Origin of the sequence: Aestuariispira ectoiniformans (assembly GCF_025136295.1) — a bacterium.
Lineage (GTDB): Bacteria > Pseudomonadota > Alphaproteobacteria > UBA8366 > Aestuariispiraceae > Aestuariispira_A > Aestuariispira_A ectoiniformans.
In genome coordinates this window covers 1,103,175-1,124,729 of the sequence record NZ_CP062788.1, presented here as the reverse complement: position 1 = coordinate 1,124,729, position 21,555 = coordinate 1,103,175, and the positions used below count along the sequence as shown (strand labels likewise).

Sequence of the window (21,555 nt, the reverse complement as noted above, 5' to 3'; positions counted from 1 at the left end):
ACCCTAGCTGTGCCCGTTCATGTCCGCCAGATAGCGGCGGGTCAGGACCTTGCCGTGTTCCACCGCCGGCTGATCGAAGGGATCGACCTGCATCAGATGGGCCGCCAGAATGGTTTCCAGCATGAAATGCATCATCAGCGCGCCGACACTGTTTTCATTGATATCGCCAATGGTAATCAGGCGCACCGGACAGCCGTTATGGGCCAATGTTTCCGCCGTCGCCCGGCGGGATGCATCCATCAGGTCACCCAGCGTACTGCCAACCATATAGGACAGTTTCGGATCATCGGCCAGATCGGCCTGGATTGGTTCACTACCATGCGCAATGGGGCCGCCGAGGACGGTGAACATCTTGTCTTTCGGGCCATCCAGCCAAAGCTGCAACTGGCTGTGCTGGTCCACCGGGCCAGTGCCATAGATCGGCGTCGTTCCCTGCCCCTTCTTACCCAGGCTTTCCGCCCAAAGCTGGCGATACCAACGGGCGAGAGACCCCAGCCGGTCACTGTAGGCCAGCATTACCGCACTGGTGACATTGCGATGCCGTGCCAGGCCGACATTGATTGCCGCCCCGATCGCGGGCAACGCCTCACTGGGATGAGCCGCAGCCAGACTTTGTTCCAATACGGTCTGCGCGCCGCCACGCACATCCATCGGGTCCAGGCCCGAAATCATCGCAGGCAGCATGCCAACCAGGCTCAACACGGAATAACGGCCACCGACCTTGGGATCATGATCCAGAACGGGCAGCGAGAAACGTTCTCCCAATCGGCGGAGCGGATTGTCCTTGGGCTCTGTAATCACCGTGAAATGGTTCTTCAGCGCCGCATCGCCCAGGACTTCGCGAAATCCGGGAAGGATCGCCAGGAACTGCATGACGGTTTCCGTCGTGCCACCGGATTTGGAAATTACGATAACGCCGGTGGTCTCCGGGTTCAGGCGCTGAAACAACGCATAGAAGCTGAACGGGTCCACATTGGTGACGATATGCAGGTTGGGCGCGCCATTGGTGCCACCGCCACGACGGGGATAGGCCATTTCATGCAGGGCCCGCCCGCCAAGGCTGGACCCGCCTGTCCCTAGGATAACCACGTCTTTGAAACTGGTGCGGTAATGCTCCGCAATCGGCCGCAGAGGGTCCAGATCGGCCTGCTGGGCCGGAAGTTTCAGGATCGGCAGGCTGTCACTTTCATAAGCCTGTTTGACTTTCGCAAGTCCGCCTTGCGCTTCATCCAGCAAAGCACCCAGTTCGGCGTTTGTGATTCCAACGTCGCCGATCTGTTCGCTCAGGCAATTGTCGATTTCTTGATTATATGGAATACGCCCGTGTGACATCTGGCGATACTAAGCCCCCCTTGGACTGGCAGCAAGCCGGATACCCTCCCGAACCGGCCAGCACAACTTAAAAACAATCGGGTATATATAGTTCACGAAGGGCCGTCCGTCGACAGCCCATCGGGCCGTCCCACCACAACGATGGATAGTTTATCCGGCGTCAGGAATTTCTTCGCCACCCGGTTCACATCCCCCGGCGTCACCGCCTCGATCAGATTGTTACGGCGATTGATATAATCAATCCCCAAATCCTCCCGCTGGATACCGACCAGAATGGATGCAATGTGACTGGTATTGGTGAAACTCAGGGGATAGGAGCCGGTCAGATAGGTTTTCGCATTCTTGACCTCTTCCGCCGTCACACCCTTTTCAGCGACTTCACGCCATTGGTCACGAAGGACGGTAACGGTTTCCTTGGCCTTTGCGTTTCGGGTTGCGGCCCCGCCAAACCAGAGCGACGCCTCGTCACGCGGATAAAGCGAACTGTAAACGGAATAGACCAAGCCCCGCTTTTCCCGGATTTCATCGGTCAGGCGGGAAGAAAACCCGCCGCCACCCAGGATATAGTTCAGGACCGTGGCAGCATAGAAATCAGGGTCACTGCGATCAGGGCCTGCCTGGGCAAAATTGATGGCGCTTTGCGGCACATCCATATCTACCACTGTCAGGCCACCGGACAGGACAGGGTCTGTCTTTGCCGTATCGACAACCGGTTTCCCTTCCGGCAGGTCGCCGAAAACCCGATCCAGCATGGGGCCGAGTTCGTCCGCCGTCACCGCCCCCACCACAGCAACAATCAGCGACTTTCTGGTAAAGGCCCGACGTGTGAAATCGCGCATGTCATCTACGGTAATCGCGCTCACGGATTCCGGCGTGCCGTCTGTGGAACGTCCATAACGGTGATCGGGGAACAACTGCGCCATCAGTGTCTTATGAGCAATGAAGTTCGGATCGGTTTGCCGTTGTTTCAGCCCGACCAGGACCTGGCTGCGGATACGATCCACAGGCTCTGCATCAAAACGAGGGTTTGTCAGCGCCAGATGCAGCATGTCCAAGCCCTCATCGCGATAGCGGTTGAGGCTGTAGAACGAACCGCCAAACCCGTCCTGACCGGCATAGAAAGACAGGCGCATGGACTTGTCATGCAACGCCCCCTGAAAAGCCTGGCTGTCCAGATCGCCTGCACCCTCGTCAATCAGGCTGGACGTGAGATCCGCAAGGCCTTCCTTGCCTTTCGGGTCCAAGGCCGCGCCATGTTCCCTGAACGTAAATTCAATGGCCGTGACCGGCAGGCTGCTATCCTCGATCAGCCATGCCTTGATGCCACCGGGGCTGATTACTTCCTGAACATCGACCGCATAGGCGACAGGCGCAGAGAAGAAGGTGACGACCAATGCCAGAGCGGCAAGAATGCGTGTCATGCGCCTTTCTCCTTCTTCGAAGATGCCTTTTCTGCAGGCAGCAATCTGGTTTCCAAGCCGCCGTGATGGTCTGACAGCAGGTCCCGCGCCGCACGGTTCACATCTTCCAATGTCACCTCACTGATCCGGTCCGGCCAGTTTTCCACATCGTCAATCGTCATCCCGATTGCCAGCGCCGCCCCCAGGGTCCGGGCCGGGCGGGACAGGGAGTCCAGCGCCAGAACGGCATTATCCTGCATCCGGCGGATCGACCGATCCACTTCGTCCTGGGTCACGCCATCCTTCACAAGGTGATCCACCTCTGCCCACAGGGCCGTTTTAACGGCATTGATGTCAGTTCCCTCACGCGGCGACAGGTAAAAGCCGAACAAGGCGGGCCCGCGCTGGTCCGGGTCGTACCAGGCGCCTGCGCTGGTGGCGAGTTTCTGTTCCACCACCAAGGCACGATAAAGGCGGCTTGTGCTGCCACTGCTCAGAATATCCGCCAGAACCTCCAGCGCATAACCGCGTTTGTGATCGTCGGAGTGATAGCCCGGCGCAAACATCCGGTATGACCAGGACGGCTGCGTCACGCGGGCGTCGCGCAGGGTGACCTCGCGGTCCGCCTCATGCGGCGGTTCCACCCATGTCGGGCGTTCGGGCAGATCAACGGCCGGAAGCGGGCCGAAATATTTCTCCGCCAGGGCGAAAACCTTTTCCGGCTTCACATCGCCTGCAACCACCAGGATGGCATTGTTGGGAGCATAATATGTCTTATAGAAATCGACGATATCCTGCTGGCTCAGCCCCTTGATCTCATGCGCCCAGCCGATCACCGGAATGCGGTAGGGATGATTGAAATAAAGCGCCGGCATCGCCTGTTCCGACAGGCGGGCACCCGGGTTGTTTTCCACCCGGCTGCGCCGTTCCTCCAGCACCACCTGACGTTCCGGCTCGATATCCTCCGGCGTAAGGCGCAGGTTCACCATACGCTCCGCCTCCAGCTTGATAACAAGCTCCAGACGATCGGAGGCAATCGACTGATGGTAGGCTGTATAATCCTGTGTGGTGAAGGCATTTTCCGTGCCGCCGTTGCGCGCCACCGTTGCCGAAAACTCGCCCGGTGCCAGGTTCTTGGTTCCCTTGAACATCAGATGTTCCAGGAAATGCGCCAAACCGGACTTGCCCGGCGGCTCGTCCATCGCGCCAACCTTGTACCAGACCATATTGGTCACGACCGGCGCCCGGTGGTTTTCCACCACCACCACCTGCATGCCGTTTTCCAACGTCTTGGTTTTCGGGTTAAAAACAGCGGCCTGGGCCAATCCAACGGAAAGCACCAGCAACAACAGCCCGGTAAAGTTCCGGGCACAGAATTTCGTGAAGGTCATATCGGGGCCTTTAATACCATGCCATCCCCTGAATGGTACAAGGGAACATGGCAATTTTCAGGCAAAAACCACGATTTTCAACCTGAAAGTCTCGGGAGATGCGTTTGGCCTTAGAAAGGCCAGACGAAGTCGAAGGTGCTGTCTTCACCCTCACGGCGGATCATCGGCGTGTCGCCTTCTTCCACCGAGCGGCCCAGCCCCTGGTTTTCCTGAATACGTTGTGCCTCACCCTTGGCATCGACAACAGTGCCGAGAGGCTCCTTGTCTTTCCAGAAGAGAAGATCGTCAACGAAGGAGTCGGCCTCAACCGCCAGGGTCGCAGACTCATCATCCACCACCTCACGAATATTGGGGTCGGCCGCCAAGGCATCAGCGCTGGCCAGAAGCGACAACTCACCCTGATCAAATTCCCGTTGGGAACGCTCGACCAGTTCACGCTTGCGCTTCTTCCCGAACAGGGCGGCTTCCGCCTCGTCACGGGCGATCTGTTCACGGCTGCGCTTCGCATTGGGGTCAGGCGGACGCAGACCGAAATCCGGCGGCAACGTCAACGGCGCGCGGCTCACCACGGTGAATTCATCCGGCGACCGTTTTTCCAGCCCCAGAATTTTACCCGCACTTTGACCACCGCAACCACTCAAGGCCAGGAGGCAGACACCTGCGATCAGTATTCCGCTTTTCCGCATTCCGTTCACACCAAACGTTCAAATTCCGGGCACAGTTTACTCACGCACCGTGTCCCTTGCAAATATTCCGTCCAACAGGACGAAAAAGACCCCGACGACCACACCGCAATCGGCCAGATTGAAGGCGGGCCAGTGATACCCGACAGCGTGAAAATCGAGGAAATCAAAGACAGCCCCGAAACGCACGCGGTCGATCACATTGCCAATCGCCCCGCCCAGGATCATCCCCAGTCCGACGCCCAGCAGACGGTTTTCCGTCTTGCGCAGCCAGAAAACCAGGATCACCGAAATCACGGCCGCCACGGCGGACAGCGCCCAGGGGCCGATATGGGAGGCATTGCTGAACAGGCCAAAGCTGACTCCCCGGTTCCAGACCGTCACCAGATTGAAGAAGCCGGTGACCGTCACGCCGTCTTCCCAGGGGAAGCCCGGCGCGGGTTGCCAGAAAGGCAACCCGAACAAGCCGGTCATCACGGACCATTTGGTGATCTGGTCGAGGGCCAGCGTCCCAAGGGCGATCAGCAATCCGAAGCGTAACATCGCCGATTACTCGGCCGCTGCTGCGACGGCATCGACAGCATCCGCGCAACGCCCGCAGACATCCTTATGGGCGGCATTGCTGCCAACCTCCGGCAGGACTTTCCAGCAGCGTTCACATTTCTCGCCATCGGCCAGCGCCGGGACGACTGACACGTCGGCCACATCCGCCACGGTGAAGGCCCCTTCCGGTGCCGCACCGACAACCAGTTCAGCACCGGAGGTGATTGCCACCTCTGCCAGGTCGACACCTTCCAGCGCCGCCTCATAATCAGCAGAGACATAAATGGTCGGGGCGGCCTGCAGGCTGGCACCGATGCGCTTTTCCGCGCGTTCGATCTCCAATGCCCCGAGGACAACACGACGCACGGCCTTGACCTTTTCCATCTTCTCCGCCAGCGCCTCATTACGCCAGGAGGCCGGCGTTTCCGGGAAATCGCGCAGATGGACGGAATTGCCTTCTGCATCGCCGGTGTAGGTCAACCAAGCCTCTTCCGCGGTGAAGCACAGGATCGGCGCGAGCCAGGTGGTCAGGCGAGAGAAAACCTCGTCCAGAACACTCAGGCAGGCCAGACGTTTCGGATCATTCGGCGCATCGCAATAGACCGCGTCCTTGCGGATGTCGAAATAGAAGGCCGACAGGTCCAGGTTACAGAAATCATGAACCTCACGATACAGTCTGTGGAAGTCATACTCCGTTGCCGCCTTGCGGACGATGGCGTCCATGTCCTGCAGGCGATGCAGCAGCCACTGCTCCAGTTCAGGCATGGTGGCCACATCGGTCACGCGCTTGGCGGGATCGAAGGCCGTCAGCGTGCCCAGCAGCCAGCGGAAGGTATTGCGGAAACGACGGTAATAGTCGCCCAACTGCTTCAGCGTGTTCGGGCCAATAGACAGGTCCTGCGTATAGTCTTCGGAGACCACCCACAAACGCAGGATATCCGCGCCATACTGGTTATTGACGTCTTCCGGCTCGATCCCGTTGCCGAGCGACTTGGACATCTTCCGGCCTTTTTCATCCAGAATGAAACCATGGGTCAGCACAGCCTCGTAAGGGGCCTTGCCACGGGTGCCACAGGCCTCCAGCAGGGAGCTGTGGAACCAGCCGCGATGCTGGTCGGAGCCTTCCAGATAAAGGTCCGCCGGCCATTTCAGGTCGTCACGCCCTTCCAGCACGAAGGTGTGGGTGGAGCCGGAATCAAACCAGACATCGACCACATCCTTGACCTGCTCATAGTCATTGGCATCGTAATCCGGACCGAGGAAATCGGAGATATCCCGGCTGAACCAGGCATCCCCGCCCTCTTCCTCGAAGGCCGCGGCGACACGGTCGATCACGCTCTGGTCACGCAGCGGCTCTCCGGTTTCCTTGTTGACGAAGACCGGGATCGGCACACCCCAGGCGCGCTGACGGGACACACACCAGTCAGGGCGGCCTTCGATCATGGAGCGCAGACGCTTGCGGCCGCGTTCCGGGTAGAAGGCCGTCTTGTCGATCTCGCGCAGTGCGGTTTCACGCAGGTCATTATGGCTCATGGAGATGAACCACTGTGCGGTATTGCGGAAGATCAGCGGGGCCTTGGAACGCCAGCTATGCGGATAGGAGTGGCGGATGTTTTCCTTGGCCAGCATGTTGCTCGCCTCCGCCAGCGCCTTGATGACAGAGCCATTGGCGTCGCCAACCTTGCCTTCCGGCGTATAGATCACCTTGCCTGCGAAAAGCGGCACATGGTCATAGAAGCTGCCGTCTTCGGCCACTGTCTGCTGTGCTTCGATCCCGTGTTTCAGGCCCAGCAGATAGTCATCCATGCCGTGGCCCGGCGCGATATGCACGAAACCGGAACCCTGTTCGGTTGTGACAAAATCGCCTTCCAGCATCGGCACGTCGAAAGTATAGCCATCATCAGCCTTATGCAGCGGATGCGTGCAGACGGTCTGATCCAGGCCTTTTGCCTGACCCAGACGGGTCCAGCTTGCCACCTTGAAACGCTGACGCAGATCTTCCGCCAGGTCATCGGCGATGACAAGCTTCTCACCGGCGGCAACAGCGGAGCCTTCCTCGACCTCGGCCACTTCATAGACGGCATAGGAGATATCCGCGCCGAATGCGATCGCCCGGTTGGCCGGGATGGTCCAGGGCGTGGTCGTCCAGATCACGACGCCTGCGTTTTCCAGCAGTGCATCGCCCGCCTTGGTCACGGGGAAGCGCACGAACAACGTCGTGGATTTATGCTCTTTGTATTCCACTTCGGCTTCGGCCAGGGCGGTCTTTTCGACCACCGACCACATGACCGGCTTGGAGCCTTTGTAGAGGCCGCCATTCATCAGGAATTTGCCGATCTCGCGGGCAATCTGCGCCTCGGCCTTGAAATCCATGGTGATATAGGGGTTGTCCCAGTCACCCATCACGCCGAGACGCTTGAATTCCTCGCGCTGCACATCGATCCATTTGGCGGCGAAGTTGCGGCATTCCTTACGGAATTCGTTGATCGGCACCTCGTCCTTGTCCAGGCCCTTGGCGCGATACTGTTCCTCGATCTTCCATTCGATCGGCAGACCGTGGCAGTCCCAGCCCGGCACATAAAGCGAGCTTTTGCCCATCATCTGCTGGCTGCGGCTGATGATATCCTTCAGGATTTTGTTCAGCGCATGGCCCAGATGCAGATGGCCGTTGGCATAGGGCGGGCCGTCATGCAGGACGAAAAGGTCACGGCCCTCGGAGTTCTTGCGGATCTGGTCCCACAATCCCTGTTTTTCCCAGCGCGCGATGATCTCAGGCTCTTTCTTTGGCAGGCCGGCACGCATCGGGAAGTCTGTTTTAGGCAGGAAGATTGTGTCTTTGTAGTCGACAGTCATGCTTGTACGCTCTCGAAAAATACGTTCGGTTTTCGCGTGAAATACGGATTTTTATCTGCTGCGGGCCGCGTCCGCTCAGCCCTTTTTCCCGACACCCGTGGGCCAATCAGCCACGCGGGGTCGGGTCGATAATTCGACCAGCAATAATCACTATTTTGGAACCATTCCGCATAATGTCGGGGAATGTAGGCTCCGCCACAGGCAAAATCAAGGCATTCAGCCAGCGATCCGGTCGCATCACGCCCCCGCCGCCCTTGTATGCAGGATGCGACGCGCCACATGGCAGTCTTCCTCGATCTGCGCCTTCAACGCCTCCAGCCCGTCGAATTTCTGTTCGGGCCTAATGAATTCGATCAGGGCGACACGTACGACCTTGCCGTAAAGGTCCTGGTCAAAATCGAAAATATGGACTTCCAACTGTTCCTGGACACCGTCCACCGTCGGGCGATTGCCCAGATTGGCGATCGCGTCATACCAGCCCACATGGCCGTCCCCCTGCTCCAGTCCCAGCCGCACCGCATAGACGCCGTAGAGCGGGCGCAGATAATCGTCCAGGCCCACATTGGCAGTCGGGAATCCGATGGTTCGGCCAAGCTGGCGTCCGGTATTGACCTCTCCCTCGATCTCGAACGGGCGGCCAAGAAGGGCCGCGGCAAGACCCGGTCGGCCCGTGCGCAGATAGTCGCGGATGCGGGTGGAGGAATAGACCTCCTCATCAGCGCTGGCGACAGGCGAGATGGTCGTTACCGGAAATCCGCCCCATTCGCGCAGTTTGTCAGGCGTGCCGGTGCGGCCTTTGCCGAAACAGAAGTCATAGCCCACAACCACATGGGCAGCATCCAGCCCGGCCACCAGAATCTGCCGGACAAAGTCCTCAGCCTCCATCCCGGCCAGTTCCGCACCGAAATCGAGCGCGACCAGAACATCCACGTCGAGGGCTTCCAGGTGATGGGCCTTGTTCTGGAACGGGGTCAGACGAAAAGGGGTATCGTCAGGGCGGAAATAGCTGCGCGGGTGCGGCTCAAACGTCAGCACCACCAACGGCGCCTTGACCGCCTCCGCCAGATCGGCGGCCTGCCCGATCACGGCCTGATGGCCGCGATGAACGCCGTCGAAATTGCCGATAACCACCACGCCGCCCTTGGCCGACGACGGTATGTTTTTCCGATCACGGACGATTTGCATCCGGTCCCCGCATTCTCGTCACTATTGCCCATTCCATAGTATGCACCTTCCGCATGACAGCCAAAGGTTCAGGCTACCTATACCGACTGATCGGGGAAAAGTCAGGCGCTTTCCTTCAGTTCCTCTTCCGCGCGGGAACGAACCATCATCTGCGCCTCGCCGGTCACGACAGTCGTCCCGCCCACATGCACGGTCGTCCGCATGACGATCCGCTTCTTCTCGGGGACGATATCGGTGATGATCGCGCGCGCCTGGGCGGTGTCACCGGCACGAACGGGTGCGATGAACTTCAGGTTCTGGCTGACATAGATACAGCCCGGCCCCGGCATTTTCATACCCAGGACGGTGGAAATCAGGCTGCCGGTCAGCATGCCATGGGCGATACGGCCCCTGAACATGGTGTCTTTGGCATAGTCTTCATTCACATGCACCGGGTTCATGTCGCCGGTCACGCCTGAGAACATGACAATGTCGGCCTCTGTAATCGTCTTGGCGAAAACCGCCGACATTCCTACCTTCAGATCCTCGAGGAAATATCCGGTGATTTCCTCGTGATGGGCATGGGACATATCCATTCTTTTCCCGCTTTCCTTTAATTTTGCTGCAGCGCCGTTTCGGCAGCGCACAACAAACACGCTAACGCGTCTGACCTTTGATGGCAACCGGCCCCACTCCATTACCGCCCTTGCCCTTTCACACGTAGGAAGCTATGCAGACGGGCCCTGACCAGAAGCAAGGCGCGACAATGGACTTTCAGAAGATCCTGGATGAAATTCAGGAAGACGTGCAGCCCTATTTCGGCAAGGGCGCAGTTGCGGACTATATCCCCGCCCTGGCGCGGGTATCCCCCGACCAGTTCGCCATGGCCTTGAGGCTGGCCGACGGCACGGAATATTCCGTCGGCAGCGCAGAGACACCCTTTTCCATCCAGAGCATTTCCAAACTGTTCAGCCTGATGCTGGCGATGGACATCATGGGCGAGGACCTATGGACGCGTGTGGGGCGGGAACCCTCCGGCACGGCGTTTAACTCGCTGGTGCAGCTGGAATATGAAAACGGCATTCCCCGCAATCCCTTCATCAATGCCGGTGCCATTGTCGTCACCGATGTCATTGCCAGCCACAGCGCCAACGCCCCGCGCCGCGTGGCGGATTTCGTCCGCCAGCTTTCCGGCAACGACCAGAACCGCGTCGACGAGGAAGTGGCCCTGTCGGAATGGGAACATGGCTATCGCAACGCCGCACTTGCCAATCTGCTGCGCAGTTTCAACAACATCACCGGCGACGTGGACAGCGTGCTGGACGTCTATTTCCGGCAATGTGCAATCACCATGAACTGCCTCGATCTGGTGCGTGCCGTGCAACCGCTGGTCCTGGGCGGTCATTCCCCGATTGCCAACAGACAGGTGCTGACCCAACGGGAAGCCAAGCGGGTCAACGCGATCATGCTGACTTGCGGGCTGTACGATGCCGTCGGTAACTTCGCCTATTCGGTCGGCCTACCCGCCAAAAGCGGGGTTGGCGGCGGGATCGTCGCGGTTCTGCCGGGTCAGTTTTCAATCGCCGTCTGGGCCCCGGAACTGGACGCGGCCGGCAACTCGCTGGTCGGGACCAGGGCATTAGAGCTATTCACCACGAAAACCGGCCTGTCGATTTTCTGATACCGCCCTTTGCCGCGCCGCCTTCCGGGGGATGACAAGCCTTCTGCGAGACGGCATAAACGGCCCTGACACAAATCAACGCCGCCAGCCATGGGAGCCCGCGCCGTGAGCCAGACCGACGAAGAACCCCTCGCCCTGCCCGTTACCATCCTCACCGGTTTTCTGGGCAGCGGGAAAACGACCCTGCTGCGCCATCTCCTGACCCAGCCGGATATGGACAAGACCGCCGTCGTCATCAACGAATTCGGCGAGGTCGGGCTGGACCATATGCTGGTCGAGAAGGCGGACGAGGATATGATCGTGATGGATAGCGGCTGTCTGTGCTGTACCATCCGGGGCGATCTGATCACCACCCTGCGCCGCCTGATCAAGGAACGCTACAATAATGAGGTTCCGGCCTTTGAACGGCTGATGATCGAGACCACAGGCCTCGCCGATCCGGCCCCGATCCTGCACACGCTGATGACCGATCCGGTACTATCCCACCGCTATCGTCTGGATGGCGTGCTGGTCTGTGTGGATGCCGTCAACGGCATGACGCAACTGGACAATCAGCCGGAAAGCGTCAAACAGGCCGCAGTTGCCGACCGCATCCTGCTGACCAAGACCGATATCGCCACGCCGGAACAGGTGGCGGCCCTGACCGAACGCCTGAAGGCCAACAACCCGGCAGCCCCGATCCTGCCCGTGCTGAACGGAGAGGTCTCCGCAGGCGCGCTATTCGGGCTGGGCCTGTTCGACCCTGAGAAAAAAACCGCCGATGTGGCGAAATGGCTGCATGAAGAGGCCTTTGCCGAAGAGCATGGGCACCAGCACGATCACCACGGCCACGGGCATCATCACCATGATCACCCTCACGATGTGAACCGTCATGGCGACGGCATCCGCGCCTTTTGCCTGACCTATGACCAGCCCATCGTCTGGGACCGTTTCGTCGACTGGATCGAAAGCCTGATCGCCACCCAGGGCGAGCGGCTGTTACGCATCAAAGGCATCCTGAATGTCGAAGAGGCAAAAGGTCCGGTCGCTATCCACGGGGTTCAGCATGTATTCCATCCGCCCACAATGCTGGAGGCCTGGCCCGACGACGACCGGCGCAGCCGCATCGTCATGATCACCAAGGACCTCAGCCAGGAACCGGTGGAACAGCTATTCCAGTCGTTTATGGAAAGCGATATCTAGGAAGGCGCAGGCAGGAAGACCTCCTGCCTGTCTCCGACTACTCTGCCGAGGCCATGCGCTGGGCGGCCTGATGGCGGGCGGCGACGAATTTCGTTGCGCCGTAGATCAGGGCCAGCGCGCCTAAATAGACGGCAACCTGCAAAACCGTGGGCCGATCCATGTAACCGACAAGGGTGTGCAGAATCTTGCCCGGAATGCTGTTTTCGCTGAGCAGGGCGGAACTGTCCCACAGCACCGACCCCAGGTCGACGATCCCCGCCGCCGACAGGAAGGTCATGGACTGGGCAGCCATGCCCGCGGCCAGCAGGGTAATCATCCAGGACGTCACGCTGAACAGATGGCGGGTCGGAATGCGCAGCAGCCCCAGATAAAGCGCCGCGCCAACCGCCACACCGATCGCCAGCCCCGCGGCCCCGCCGGACACAGCATCGGCGAAACCGCCATCGGAGGCCGCCAGACCGTAGAGGAAGAGAACGGTTTCCGACCCTTCCCGCATGACTGCCAGACCGACCACCACCGCCAGCGCATAAAGCGGACGCCCGCCTTCACGGACAGCATTCCCGACAGCGCGCATCTCCTGGGCAATCTCACGCCCGTGCACGGCCATCCAGGCGTTGTGCCAGGCCAGCATGAATACCGCCAACAGCAACACCGAGGCGTTGAAAATTTCCTGACCGTAACCGGACAGCGAGTCCGCAATGACACCTGCGAATTGAGCCACCACAGCCGAGCCCGCAATGCCACACAGGACACCCAGGCCGACCCATCGCTTTGCGGCCGGAACGCCACCGGTCGCGGCCAAAACGATGCTGACGACCAATGCTGCTTCAAGCACTTCCCGGAAGACGATGATAAGGGCGGCGATCATGATGGATGTCCTGTGGTCTGTTTGGAGGTTGGTCGATTATTCCGCGACGATCACACCTTTGGCGGTGTCTTCGTGAAACTCGCCGACAAAGGCATATTCACCGGGTTTCAACCCGCCAAGGCGGACCTTGCCCGTGGAATGACCGTTGATCACCTTTTCCCGGTGCAAATCATGGCTTTCGAACTCTTCCGGAGTGTCGTCTTCATTCTTGACGACAACGACGAAATCCTCACCCGCCGGCACCACAAGACGCTCCGGCTGGAATTTGTGATCTTTGATCGTCAGTTCGAATGTCTTGACGCCGTCCGCCTGCGCGGGCAGTGCGGCCACGACGCCCAGTGCGAGTACGGATGCGAAAAGGGAAAACGTTTTGGTCATTTGAATGCGTTCCTTCAACATTACTTGAACTACAGTTTTTTGGCCTTAAGGCCATTCTACAGCCTGGGACACTTCTACTGCAACGCATTCGCAATTTCAATAGACGTTTTTCCTTTCGCAAATGACGGGTGAATTTTGCGATTTCTCCGCAAAACCCGCCAACAAATGCGACCTGTTATCACAAAGGGAGCCATAACCTAGTCCCCTAAAATAACAGCAAAAACCTGGAAGGGTTGTATTATGAAGACAGGGAAAACGGTTGCCGATGGCGGTTTTTTGACGGGGATCGCCTGCGGCACGCTGGCGGCAATCATCTGGGGGGCCTGGCCCGTCGTTTCGAAGCTGGGCGTTGGCCAGTCACTTGGGCCGACGGATATTGCGGCGTTGCGCTTTGGCGTTGCGGGATTGCTACTCTTGCCGCTGATCATGAAAAAGGGATTGGGCGGATTGCGGCTGTGGCAGGTCCTGCTGCTGGCGACCGGGGCGGGCATCCCTTATGTCCTCGTCACAATCGCCGGTCTGACCTTCGCACCAGCCGGGCATAGCGGCGCAATCGGACCGGCGGTCATGCTGATGTGCACCACCCTCGGCGGATGGTGGTTACTGGGTGAGCATCCGGGACGGCGCGCCCTGGGGCTTTTCACCCTTCTCGGCGGCGTACTCCTGATCGGGCTCAATAACTGGTCGGCAGGTGCGAATGGCAACGACAGTTGGATTGGCGACCTGCTGTTCATCGGCAGCGGGGTCCTCTGGGCCAGCTATACGGTTCTGGTAAAGCGCTGGTCCGTGCCCCCCTTGCATGCCACCGCACTGGTGGCGGTAACATCCATGATCGCCTATCTGCCGCTCTATCTGGTGGCGACAGGTGGTGTGCCGTTACGACAAGCCCCGTGGCAGGAATTGCTGTTGCAAGGCGGGTTCCAAGGCATCTGCGCCTCGTTCCTGGCCTTGCTGCTTTACTCCAAAGCCGTCTCCCTTCTAGGCGCAGGCCGGGGGGCCATCTTCTCCGCCCTGGTGCCGGGCGCGGCCATCGTCTTCGCCTATCCGATACTGGGTGAAACTCCGGGACCGCTCGAACTGGCAGGCATGGCACTGGTTACCCTGGGCATGATACAGGCATTGGGCCTGATACGCCGTCGCCGCATCGCCGCCATTTCCAATGGCTGACGGGCGCCTTACCCTGCATGGTTCCGTCTGCCACAGGGTGAAGATCGAGGTTCGGCCTTCACCCCATCCGGCACCAGGGTCTGAAAACGCATCAGCTTTGCAAAACCGGCATCGTAGTCATAGCCGAACCGCTCCCGCCAGCGCCGCTGGAACTTTTGATCCAGGAACATACCGGCCAGAAACCGGTTCAGGGCCAGCAGCCGGTTACTGCATTTCGGCAGGATCAAGGCATAGGGCTGCACCGTCAGGACATCCTTGCTGACATAGATTCCCAGCGGCCTTGTGGATGGATCGTCCTTGACCAGCCAGCTTAAAATCGGGCGGTCCCCGATATAAAGGTCAAAGCCACCTTTCCCCGCAGCCGCTCCTTTCAGGCCCTTGACCGCCCCCCAATGACTGGACAGCGAGAGAAAGTCCAACCTGCCCGCCTTCACCCCCAAAAGCCTGCTCAACTGACGCCGTGTATCATTCTGCCAACGCTTCTCACCGGGGCGCGACGTCGTATCTGAGCGGTATCGCACACGAATTTGCTTACCCTCGTCATCATCGAGAATCTGTTCCAGCCCCTGACTGGACATGAAGGTGGTCGCCGTCAGGAAGGTATAAAAGGAAACATCGAAGTCTTGCAGGATGTTGAGGGTCACTGTTGTCGCCCCACAGAGGATATCAATCCCCCTGTCCCCCGGCAGCCCCAGGTTCCTGAAGCGGGTCCGGGTGTCCACATCCACATAGACTGCCCGCAGCCCAGCAACTTCGGCGAATTGGCGGCACAATTCCACCGAATAGCCCGCGGGTTTTCCGGTATGCCGGCCGTCCCGCGCAATCTCCCGGTAGGAAAAAGGCGGCGCGTCGGTCCGGATGCCGATCCGGAGAATGTCATCCGACGCCCCGGACGCCATCGGGACCGCGCCAAGACAGCAGAAAACCACAGTCAGACACCGGATGGTCCATCCCTTCATCATGTCGCCACCTCCCCTGGGGAAAAGCCCGAAATACAATCCCCGCTAACAAGATAGCATTCTATCTATTATTATGGTAGCATAATGCCACCACCAGCCAAAGGGGATGTGGTCCGTCGATTGACAGATGGGAGGGATGCATGTCGATCGGTGTTACAGTCGCTCTTCTGATCGGGGCATTGGTGTTGTTCAGTCTGGACAACGTCGGCAGCTTTCAATCCAATGTTGTCAGTGACGTGCTTGCCAACAATCAATCCATGTTCGGGGGAACCCTTGGTGAGATCATCCCCCTGACTGTTGTGCTCGCAATTGTCTTTCTTTTCTATATGCACCGGTTTTCTCTCTGGGCAGACGACAGGATCAAACCGGCGGGTTATCCCCCCAGGCCCGCGCGCAATTTCACAACCTGGCTGCAATTCGGTTTCTGGAGCGTCGTTTACGGCCTGTTCGGCTGTGGCATCGTCCTGTTCATTTATGCCTATCCCACTTTGTTGATGACATTGGGCGACATGCCCATGCTGGGTAAGATCATCGCCACGCTTCCCGTCTATGACGCGGACCGGACCAGTCCGCTTGCCTATGGCGTCACAGTCGCCCTCGGCTTCCTGACGATCCCGCATCTGGAGCCCCGGTTCCGGCGCGGCCTGCAACAGGCGGCCCTGATTCCATCCCGGGCAACCCTGGTTGTTGACGCGCTGACCAAGGATTTCAACAGCTTTCAGCCGCCCAAGGAAGACATCAAGACATTCCTTCAGCAGTTCGGCGCCGATGCCTCGAAACCCAAAATCTTCCCCGGCGAATTGGAATTGCCCCATGACCAGAACTTTCTGGAAATCTACCCGCGCCTGGAATTTCTGAAATGGCGGCTGGACCAGTCCCGCCTGTCACTGTCGCTGGAACGCGCGCTCATGCCCTTCAAGGATGAACTGCGCGAGATTGATGACGGCCTCCGGGAAATTCGCAAGAAGGCGGTGAAGACGGCGAAGACCGTCAAGCTCGTCGCCAACCGTTCCAATGTCGATCTGGAAACCGTCCATAGCGCGGCGCATGTGGATCGGGAGGGCAGTCCGCTTCTCGCCTTCACCGTTCTCGACAATATCCTCCACGCAATCCAGGGGGACGACAGCGTCGGCGATGTGGAACTGAAACTTGTTGAATGCCTGTTCCAGGAACTGCGGGATATCCGCAAGCAGTGCAACAGCCTTTTGAACCGCCTCATCAAGGTCTCTGTCCTCGTTACCTTTTCCACCAAGGTCAAACAGCCGGAAATCCTGTTGCGCGGGATCGGCCTGACATATAGCGGCACGGTCAATAACCGCCCGAACAGCGATACGCTGATCATCAGCATGATCGTCGCCATCATCGCTATAACCGCCATTGTGATGGTGCTGACGACCGTCGGCTTTATCAAAGACTTCGAGGTTGCCATCGTGACAAGCGTCGCCATGAACGCCAGCGCGCTGATCGGGGGCTATTTCGTCGGAATGCTCTGCATGAACGAACAGCGCAACATCGCGTTCCACGACAGCGATATTCGCTTCAAGTTGCTGGACTGGGTGAAAACCTTCATCGGTGCCTGGGCGTCAGTGATATTCGCAACCTACCTCTGCGGCCTATACTTCGAATACAGTGGACGGTCCGGGATAATCCTGTTCGAAAACAGCAAGCTCTATGCCCATGTCAGCGCTCTCCTCGGGGCCGCCGTGGGATTCGCCTGTTTCCGGCTGGTTGTCGGACGGCGGCCATTCCTCCTGCATCACGTCGTTCTCCTGGTCGCCTTCTCGGTTGCCGGTTGCGCCGTGGCCGCCTTCGTCCATTTCAAAGGCGATATCATCGGCAACCCCAAGGCCCTGGCCTTTATCGCCAGCAGCGCCATCACGCCGCTCGTCATCGGCCTCGTCCTGTATAACCCCTTCCAGAGGACCAGGCCAAACGAAGCCCCGAAAGCATCCCAACGAAGCAGCTTCTTCCAGTTTTTCGGATCACCGGGGTAATGTTCCCCGTCCCCAAACAAAAAACGCGGCCCCGAAGGACCGCGTTTCCTGTTTCAGTCTGACGCCAGGGCTCAGCCGAATTCTTTTGCCGCTTCCAGGAAGTAATTCCACAGATATTCGGCAAAGGACCAACGGATCTGCACGTCGAAGGTCGGTGCATCGTCGACCTGGGACAACTGGATCGTGGCATTGGCAAAGCGCGTGCCGCGAACCTGGCCTGCCTGGAAAGCACGCGGGTGCACATCCAGAGGCGAGCCCTTCATCAGCACCTCACGGGCAGCCGGGCCGCTGATCCGGATCACCACGTAATAGTCGCTGACGTCAACAACCTGGCTGTGCATGCCTTCGAGAGCCGCACGCAGGGCCGTGACCAAGGCATTCTGACCGTCTTCCGGCGTATAGATCTGCCATTCATCCGGCCCCACCCAATAGGCGGTATAGGTGGCACCGCTGTTGAAGCTGCAGGGTTTCAGCGGCAGCGCCACGCCCAGCACATCTTCCACGGCTTTCAGGAATTTCTTGTCTTCCGGATTGCCGCGCAGGGTGACCTTGCCGACGAAGGGCCGTTCTTCCATACGGACATTGCTGCCCGCCGGTTTGGCGAGCCCGTCCAGCGGGCTGGTTTTGGTAATGCTGTTAGCCACGGGACCGTACCCCTTCCTTATCGAAGAAAATCGGATCGGTAATGGTTACCTTATGGGTCGCGCCATCAATCAACGGCACATAGAAGCTCTGCCCCTTCAGTTTGAAACCGTCCTTGATCAGGCCCATTGCGATGGACCGGCCACAGTTCGGGCTCATATAACTGGAGGAGATATGACCGAGCATCTCCATCGGCGGCTTATCCTTCAGTTCCTTAACCACATGTGCGCCTTCCGGCAGGACCACATTCGGGTCTTCGGTCAGGATACCGACCATCTGCTTGCGGCCTTCGCGCGAGGTATCGGAACGGGCGAAGGAACGGCGGCCCAGGAAGTCTTCCTTGTTCTTGCCAACGATCCAGCTCATGTCCAGGTCCATCGGGGTCACGGAACCATCCGTGTCCTGACCGGCAATGATGAAGCCCTTCTCCGCACGCAGCACGTGCATGGATTCGGTACCATACAGAACCAGGTCGTATTTCTTACCGGCCTCGATCAGCGCGTTCCAGACATGCAGGCCATAACGGGCCGGCACGTTGATCTCGAACGCCAGTTCGCCGGTGAAGCTGATCCGGTAGACACGGGCCGGAACACCGGCCACGTGACCTTCGCGCATTTCCATGAACTTGAAGCTCTCGCCGCTCAGGTCAATGTCGTCGCACAGTTCCGACAGCAGATCGCGGGACATCGGACCGTTCAGGCCCATCACCGCCCATTGTTCGGTCACAGAGGTACAATAGACCTCCATTTCCGGCCATTCGGTCTGCAGCCATTCCTCCAGCCAGTTGGCCACACGCCCGGCACCGCCGGTGGTCGTGGTCATGTGGAAGTGGTTTTCGCCCAGACGCGTGGTCACACCATCGTCGAAGACCATACCGTGTTCATTACACATCAGGCCGTAACGGGCCTTGCCGACACCCAGTTTCAGCCAGGCATTGGTATAGATCATATTCAGGAATTTGGCCGCATCTGGCCCCTGAATATCGATCTTGCCAAGCGTGGTAGCGTCGAGCATGCCGACGGTTTCACGAACCTGCTTGCATTCACGCTGCACAGCCGCGTGCATGTCTTCACCATCTTTCGGGAAGTAGCGCGGACGTTTCCAGTCCCCCACATCCTCATAGACCGCACCATGGGCCTCATGGGCCGGATGCATCGGCGATTTACGCTTCTGCAGGAACAATTCCTTCACGCCATGGCCGGTCGCCGCCCCGAAGGTCAGCGGGGTATAAGGCGGACGGAAGGTGGTGGTGCCCACCGCATTCGGCGCGATCTGGCGAATGCCGGACATGATGCCGATGGCGTTGACGTTGGACGTCTTGCCCTGGTCGGTGCCCATGCCGGTGGTCGTGTAACGTTTCAGATGCTCCACGGAGATGAAACCTTCCCGCGCGGCGATATGAATATCGGCCACGGTGGAATCATTCTGGAACTCGTGGAAATGCTTGCGCTTGCGGCCCAGCGGTTTATCCGACGGGATATACCACAGCACGCGCAGCGGCTCTTCCGCTTCCTGCGGTGCCTTCGGCGTTGCCGGGGCGGCACCGTCGCCGAAACCGCAATTCTTGGCGGATTTGGCACCGGCTTCAAAGCCCTGGGACAGTGCGCCTTCCAGCGTGAAGTCACCGTTGCAGGCCCCGACATTGTGGTTGGCCCACTGACAGTGATCGGGCAGGAAGGTGGAAAGCTCTTCGTCATAACGCAGCTTGCCGCGCGCCTGGCTGTACAGGCTGACCATCGGCGTCCAGCCGCTGGACATCGCAACAATATCCGCGCTCAGGTGGAAGCTGGAGCCAACGACGCCGTCACCGGCCTCGTTCAGTTCCATGACGTCCACGCCAGTCACTTTCTTTTTGCCGCAGGTGCCGATGACGCCGCAATTGTCGTGAACGTCCACGCCCAGGGAGCGGGCCTTTTCGACAAGCGCGCCTTTCGGCCCCTTGCGGGTATCGACCACGTGGACAGTTGCACCGGCCGCCACCGCGTCAATCGCCGTGCGATAGGCGCTGTCATTGTTGGTGAAGACAACAACTTCACGGCCCGGCAGCACGCCGAAACGGTTGATATAGGTGCGGACGGCACTGGCCAGCATCACACCCGGACGGTCGTTGTCGCCGAACAGCATCGGACGTTCGACCGAACCCTGTGCGATGACGACTTCCTTGGCACGGATCTGCCAGAAGCGCTGACGCGGGATATCGGTATTGTCCTGCGGGCCCAGATGGTCGGTGACACGTTCCAGGGCAGTCAGGAAGTTGTGGTCGTAATAGGCCGTGACGGTGGTGCGCGGCAGAACCGTGACTTCTTCCATCGCCTTCAGCTCTTCAACAGCCGACGCAACCCATTCCATCGCCGGTTTGCCGTCGATGGTGGCATCGGCATCACCCAAAAGGGACCCGCCAAATTCGCCATGCTCATCGGCAATGATGACACGGGCACCGGAACGACCGGCAGCGAGAGCCGCCGCCAGGCCAGCCGGGCCACCGCCCGCGACCAGAACGTCGCAGTGAACATGCTTAGTCGCATAGCTATCCGGGTCTTCCTCGGTCGGGGCAACCCCCATACCGGCGGAATGACGGATGACTTCCTCGTATTTCATCCACATGGATTTCGGCCACATGAATGTCTTGTAGTAGAAGCCTGCCGGGAAGAAACGGGACAGCTTGTTGTTGATCTCGCCAATGTCACTGTTGACCGACGGCCAGCAGTTCTGCGGGTTGGCGTTCAGACCGTCGTAAAGCTCGATCATCGGGGCACGGGTATTGGGCTCCGTGCGCGCACCGGTACCAAGCTGTACAATCGCGTTCGGCTCTTCGGAACCGGCAGTCAGCACACCGCGCGGGCGGTGATATTTGAAGCTGCGGCCTACCAGGTGAACGTTGTTCGCCAACAAGGCGGACGCCAGCGTATCACCGGCAAAACCTTCATAAGACTTACCTTCGAAGGTAAAGCGCACTTTCCGGCTGCGGTCGACGCGGCCGCCAGTGCTCAAACGGTTCTGTTGGCTCATTTCTTGCCCCCGTCCTTCACGTCTTCAGGCAGTTCCGGAATCGGATCGCCCGGTTTGTAAGTGGCATAGATGATATCGGTGGCCGTATGGCGCAGCATATTGAACCAGCGACGGCAGCCGTGATCGTGAACCCAGCGTTCGCGGTGCATCCCTTTCGGGTTGGTGCGGAAGAACAGGTAATCGCCCCATTCCTCATCACTCAGTGCATTCGGGTCTTCCGGGCGTGCGATATGGGCCTCACCATGTGTGGTGAATTCGGTCTGATCCCGTTCTTCCTCACACCAAGGACATTTAATCGTAAGCATGGCT

Annotated in this window: 18 protein-coding genes; 4 read left to right on the top strand and 14 right to left on the bottom strand. The window is 59.1% G+C overall.

The features are described from left to right. Window positions 1-3 precede the first annotated feature (3 nt). From IF205_RS05535 to IF205_RS05500, 8 genes are all read right to left on the bottom strand, one after another. Window positions 4-1,332, bottom strand: a complete 1,329-nt coding sequence (locus IF205_RS05535; protein ID WP_259782294.1) for a phosphoglucose isomerase-related protein — start codon at window positions 1,330-1,332, stop codon at window positions 4-6. 92 nt (window positions 1,333-1,424) lie between these two features. After that, window positions 1,425-2,753, bottom strand: a complete 1,329-nt coding sequence (locus IF205_RS05530; RefSeq protein WP_259782293.1) for a M16 family metallopeptidase — start codon at window positions 2,751-2,753, stop codon at window positions 1,425-1,427. Further along, entirely contained in the window at window positions 2,750-4,123 is a 1,374-nt protein-coding gene (locus IF205_RS05525; protein WP_259782292.1) for a M16 family metallopeptidase, read from the bottom strand. The genes IF205_RS05530 and IF205_RS05525 overlap by 4 nt, the downstream gene beginning before the upstream one ends. Window positions 4,124-4,233: 110 nt before the next feature. Then, window positions 4,234-4,809: a DUF3035 domain-containing protein gene (locus IF205_RS05520; protein ID WP_259782291.1), complete on the bottom strand. Its 576-nt coding sequence runs from the start codon at window positions 4,807-4,809 to the stop codon at window positions 4,234-4,236. Window positions 4,810-4,845: 36 nt separating this feature from the next. Beyond that, entirely contained in the window at window positions 4,846-5,349 is a 504-nt protein-coding gene (gene lspA / locus IF205_RS05515; RefSeq protein ID WP_259782290.1) for a signal peptidase II, read from the bottom strand. A 6-nt stretch (window positions 5,350-5,355) separates the two neighbouring features. Further along, window positions 5,356-8,202, bottom strand: coding sequence for an isoleucine--tRNA ligase (ileS, locus tag IF205_RS05510; RefSeq protein WP_259782289.1), 2,847 nt, complete (start codon window positions 8,200-8,202; stop codon window positions 5,356-5,358). A gap of 237 nt (window positions 8,203-8,439) precedes the next feature. After that, complete coding sequence (locus IF205_RS05505) at window positions 8,440-9,387, bottom strand: bifunctional riboflavin kinase/FAD synthetase (RefSeq protein WP_259782288.1); 948 nt, start codon at window positions 9,385-9,387, stop codon at window positions 8,440-8,442. Window positions 9,388-9,488: 101 nt separating this feature from the next. Beyond that, window positions 9,489-9,962, bottom strand: coding sequence for a MaoC family dehydratase (locus IF205_RS05500; RefSeq protein ID WP_259782287.1), 474 nt, complete (start codon window positions 9,960-9,962; stop codon window positions 9,489-9,491). A gap of 170 nt (window positions 9,963-10,132) precedes the next feature. On the opposite strand from IF205_RS05500, the gene IF205_RS05495 reads away from it, so the two are divergent. Together IF205_RS05495 and IF205_RS05490 are read left to right on the top strand one after the other, a co-directional pair. Next, window positions 10,133-11,047 (top strand): glutaminase, encoded by a 915-nt coding sequence (locus tag IF205_RS05495; protein WP_259782286.1) that lies wholly within the window; start codon window positions 10,133-10,135, stop codon window positions 11,045-11,047. 90 nt (window positions 11,048-11,137) lie between these two features. Continuing rightward, complete coding sequence (locus IF205_RS05490) at window positions 11,138-12,229, top strand: CobW family GTP-binding protein (protein WP_375542675.1); 1,092 nt, start codon at window positions 11,138-11,140, stop codon at window positions 12,227-12,229. Window positions 12,230-12,266: 37 nt separating this feature from the next. On the opposite strand, the gene IF205_RS05485 is transcribed toward IF205_RS05490, so the two are convergent. Further along, window positions 12,267-13,097 (bottom strand): FTR1 family iron permease, encoded by an 831-nt coding sequence (locus tag IF205_RS05485; protein WP_311195738.1) that lies wholly within the window; start codon window positions 13,095-13,097, stop codon window positions 12,267-12,269. Window positions 13,098-13,133: 36 nt separating this feature from the next. Further along, complete coding sequence (locus IF205_RS05480; protein ID WP_259782284.1) at window positions 13,134-13,475, bottom strand: cupredoxin domain-containing protein; 342 nt, start codon at window positions 13,473-13,475, stop codon at window positions 13,134-13,136. 240 nt (window positions 13,476-13,715) lie between these two features. Here IF205_RS05480 and IF205_RS05475 point away from each other — a divergent pair, with 240 nt between their 5' ends. Beyond that, a complete protein-coding gene (locus tag IF205_RS05475) occupies window positions 13,716-14,642 on the top strand; it encodes a DMT family transporter (protein ID WP_259782283.1) in 927 nt (308 codons plus the stop codon). A gap of 8 nt (window positions 14,643-14,650) precedes the next feature. Here IF205_RS05475 and IF205_RS05470 read toward each other — a convergent pair whose 3' ends face one another. Then, window positions 14,651-15,604: a transporter substrate-binding domain-containing protein gene (locus IF205_RS05470; RefSeq protein ID WP_259782282.1), complete on the bottom strand. Its 954-nt coding sequence runs from the start codon at window positions 15,602-15,604 to the stop codon at window positions 14,651-14,653. 137 nt (window positions 15,605-15,741) lie between these two features. Between IF205_RS05470 and IF205_RS05465 the strand changes: the two genes are divergently transcribed. After that, window positions 15,742-17,595 (top strand): hypothetical protein, encoded by a 1,854-nt coding sequence (locus IF205_RS05465; RefSeq protein ID WP_259782281.1) that lies wholly within the window; start codon window positions 15,742-15,744, stop codon window positions 17,593-17,595. 71 nt (window positions 17,596-17,666) lie between these two features. On the opposite strand, the gene IF205_RS05460 is transcribed toward IF205_RS05465, so the two are convergent. Genes IF205_RS05460 through IF205_RS05450 form a run of 3 tightly spaced genes read right to left on the bottom strand, consistent with a single transcriptional unit; the run spans window position 17,667 to window position 21,551 of the window. After that, window positions 17,667-18,239: a sarcosine oxidase subunit gamma gene (locus IF205_RS05460; RefSeq protein WP_259782280.1), complete on the bottom strand. Its 573-nt coding sequence runs from the start codon at window positions 18,237-18,239 to the stop codon at window positions 17,667-17,669. After that, window positions 18,232-21,246 (bottom strand): sarcosine oxidase subunit alpha family protein, encoded by a 3,015-nt coding sequence (locus tag IF205_RS05455; protein WP_259782279.1) that lies wholly within the window; start codon window positions 21,244-21,246, stop codon window positions 18,232-18,234. Before IF205_RS05455 ends, IF205_RS05460 begins: the two co-directional genes overlap by 8 nt. After that, window positions 21,243-21,551 (bottom strand): sarcosine oxidase subunit delta, encoded by a 309-nt coding sequence (locus tag IF205_RS05450; RefSeq protein ID WP_259782278.1) that lies wholly within the window; start codon window positions 21,549-21,551, stop codon window positions 21,243-21,245. The genes IF205_RS05455 and IF205_RS05450 overlap by 4 nt, the downstream gene beginning before the upstream one ends. Window positions 21,552-21,555 lie beyond the last annotated feature (4 nt).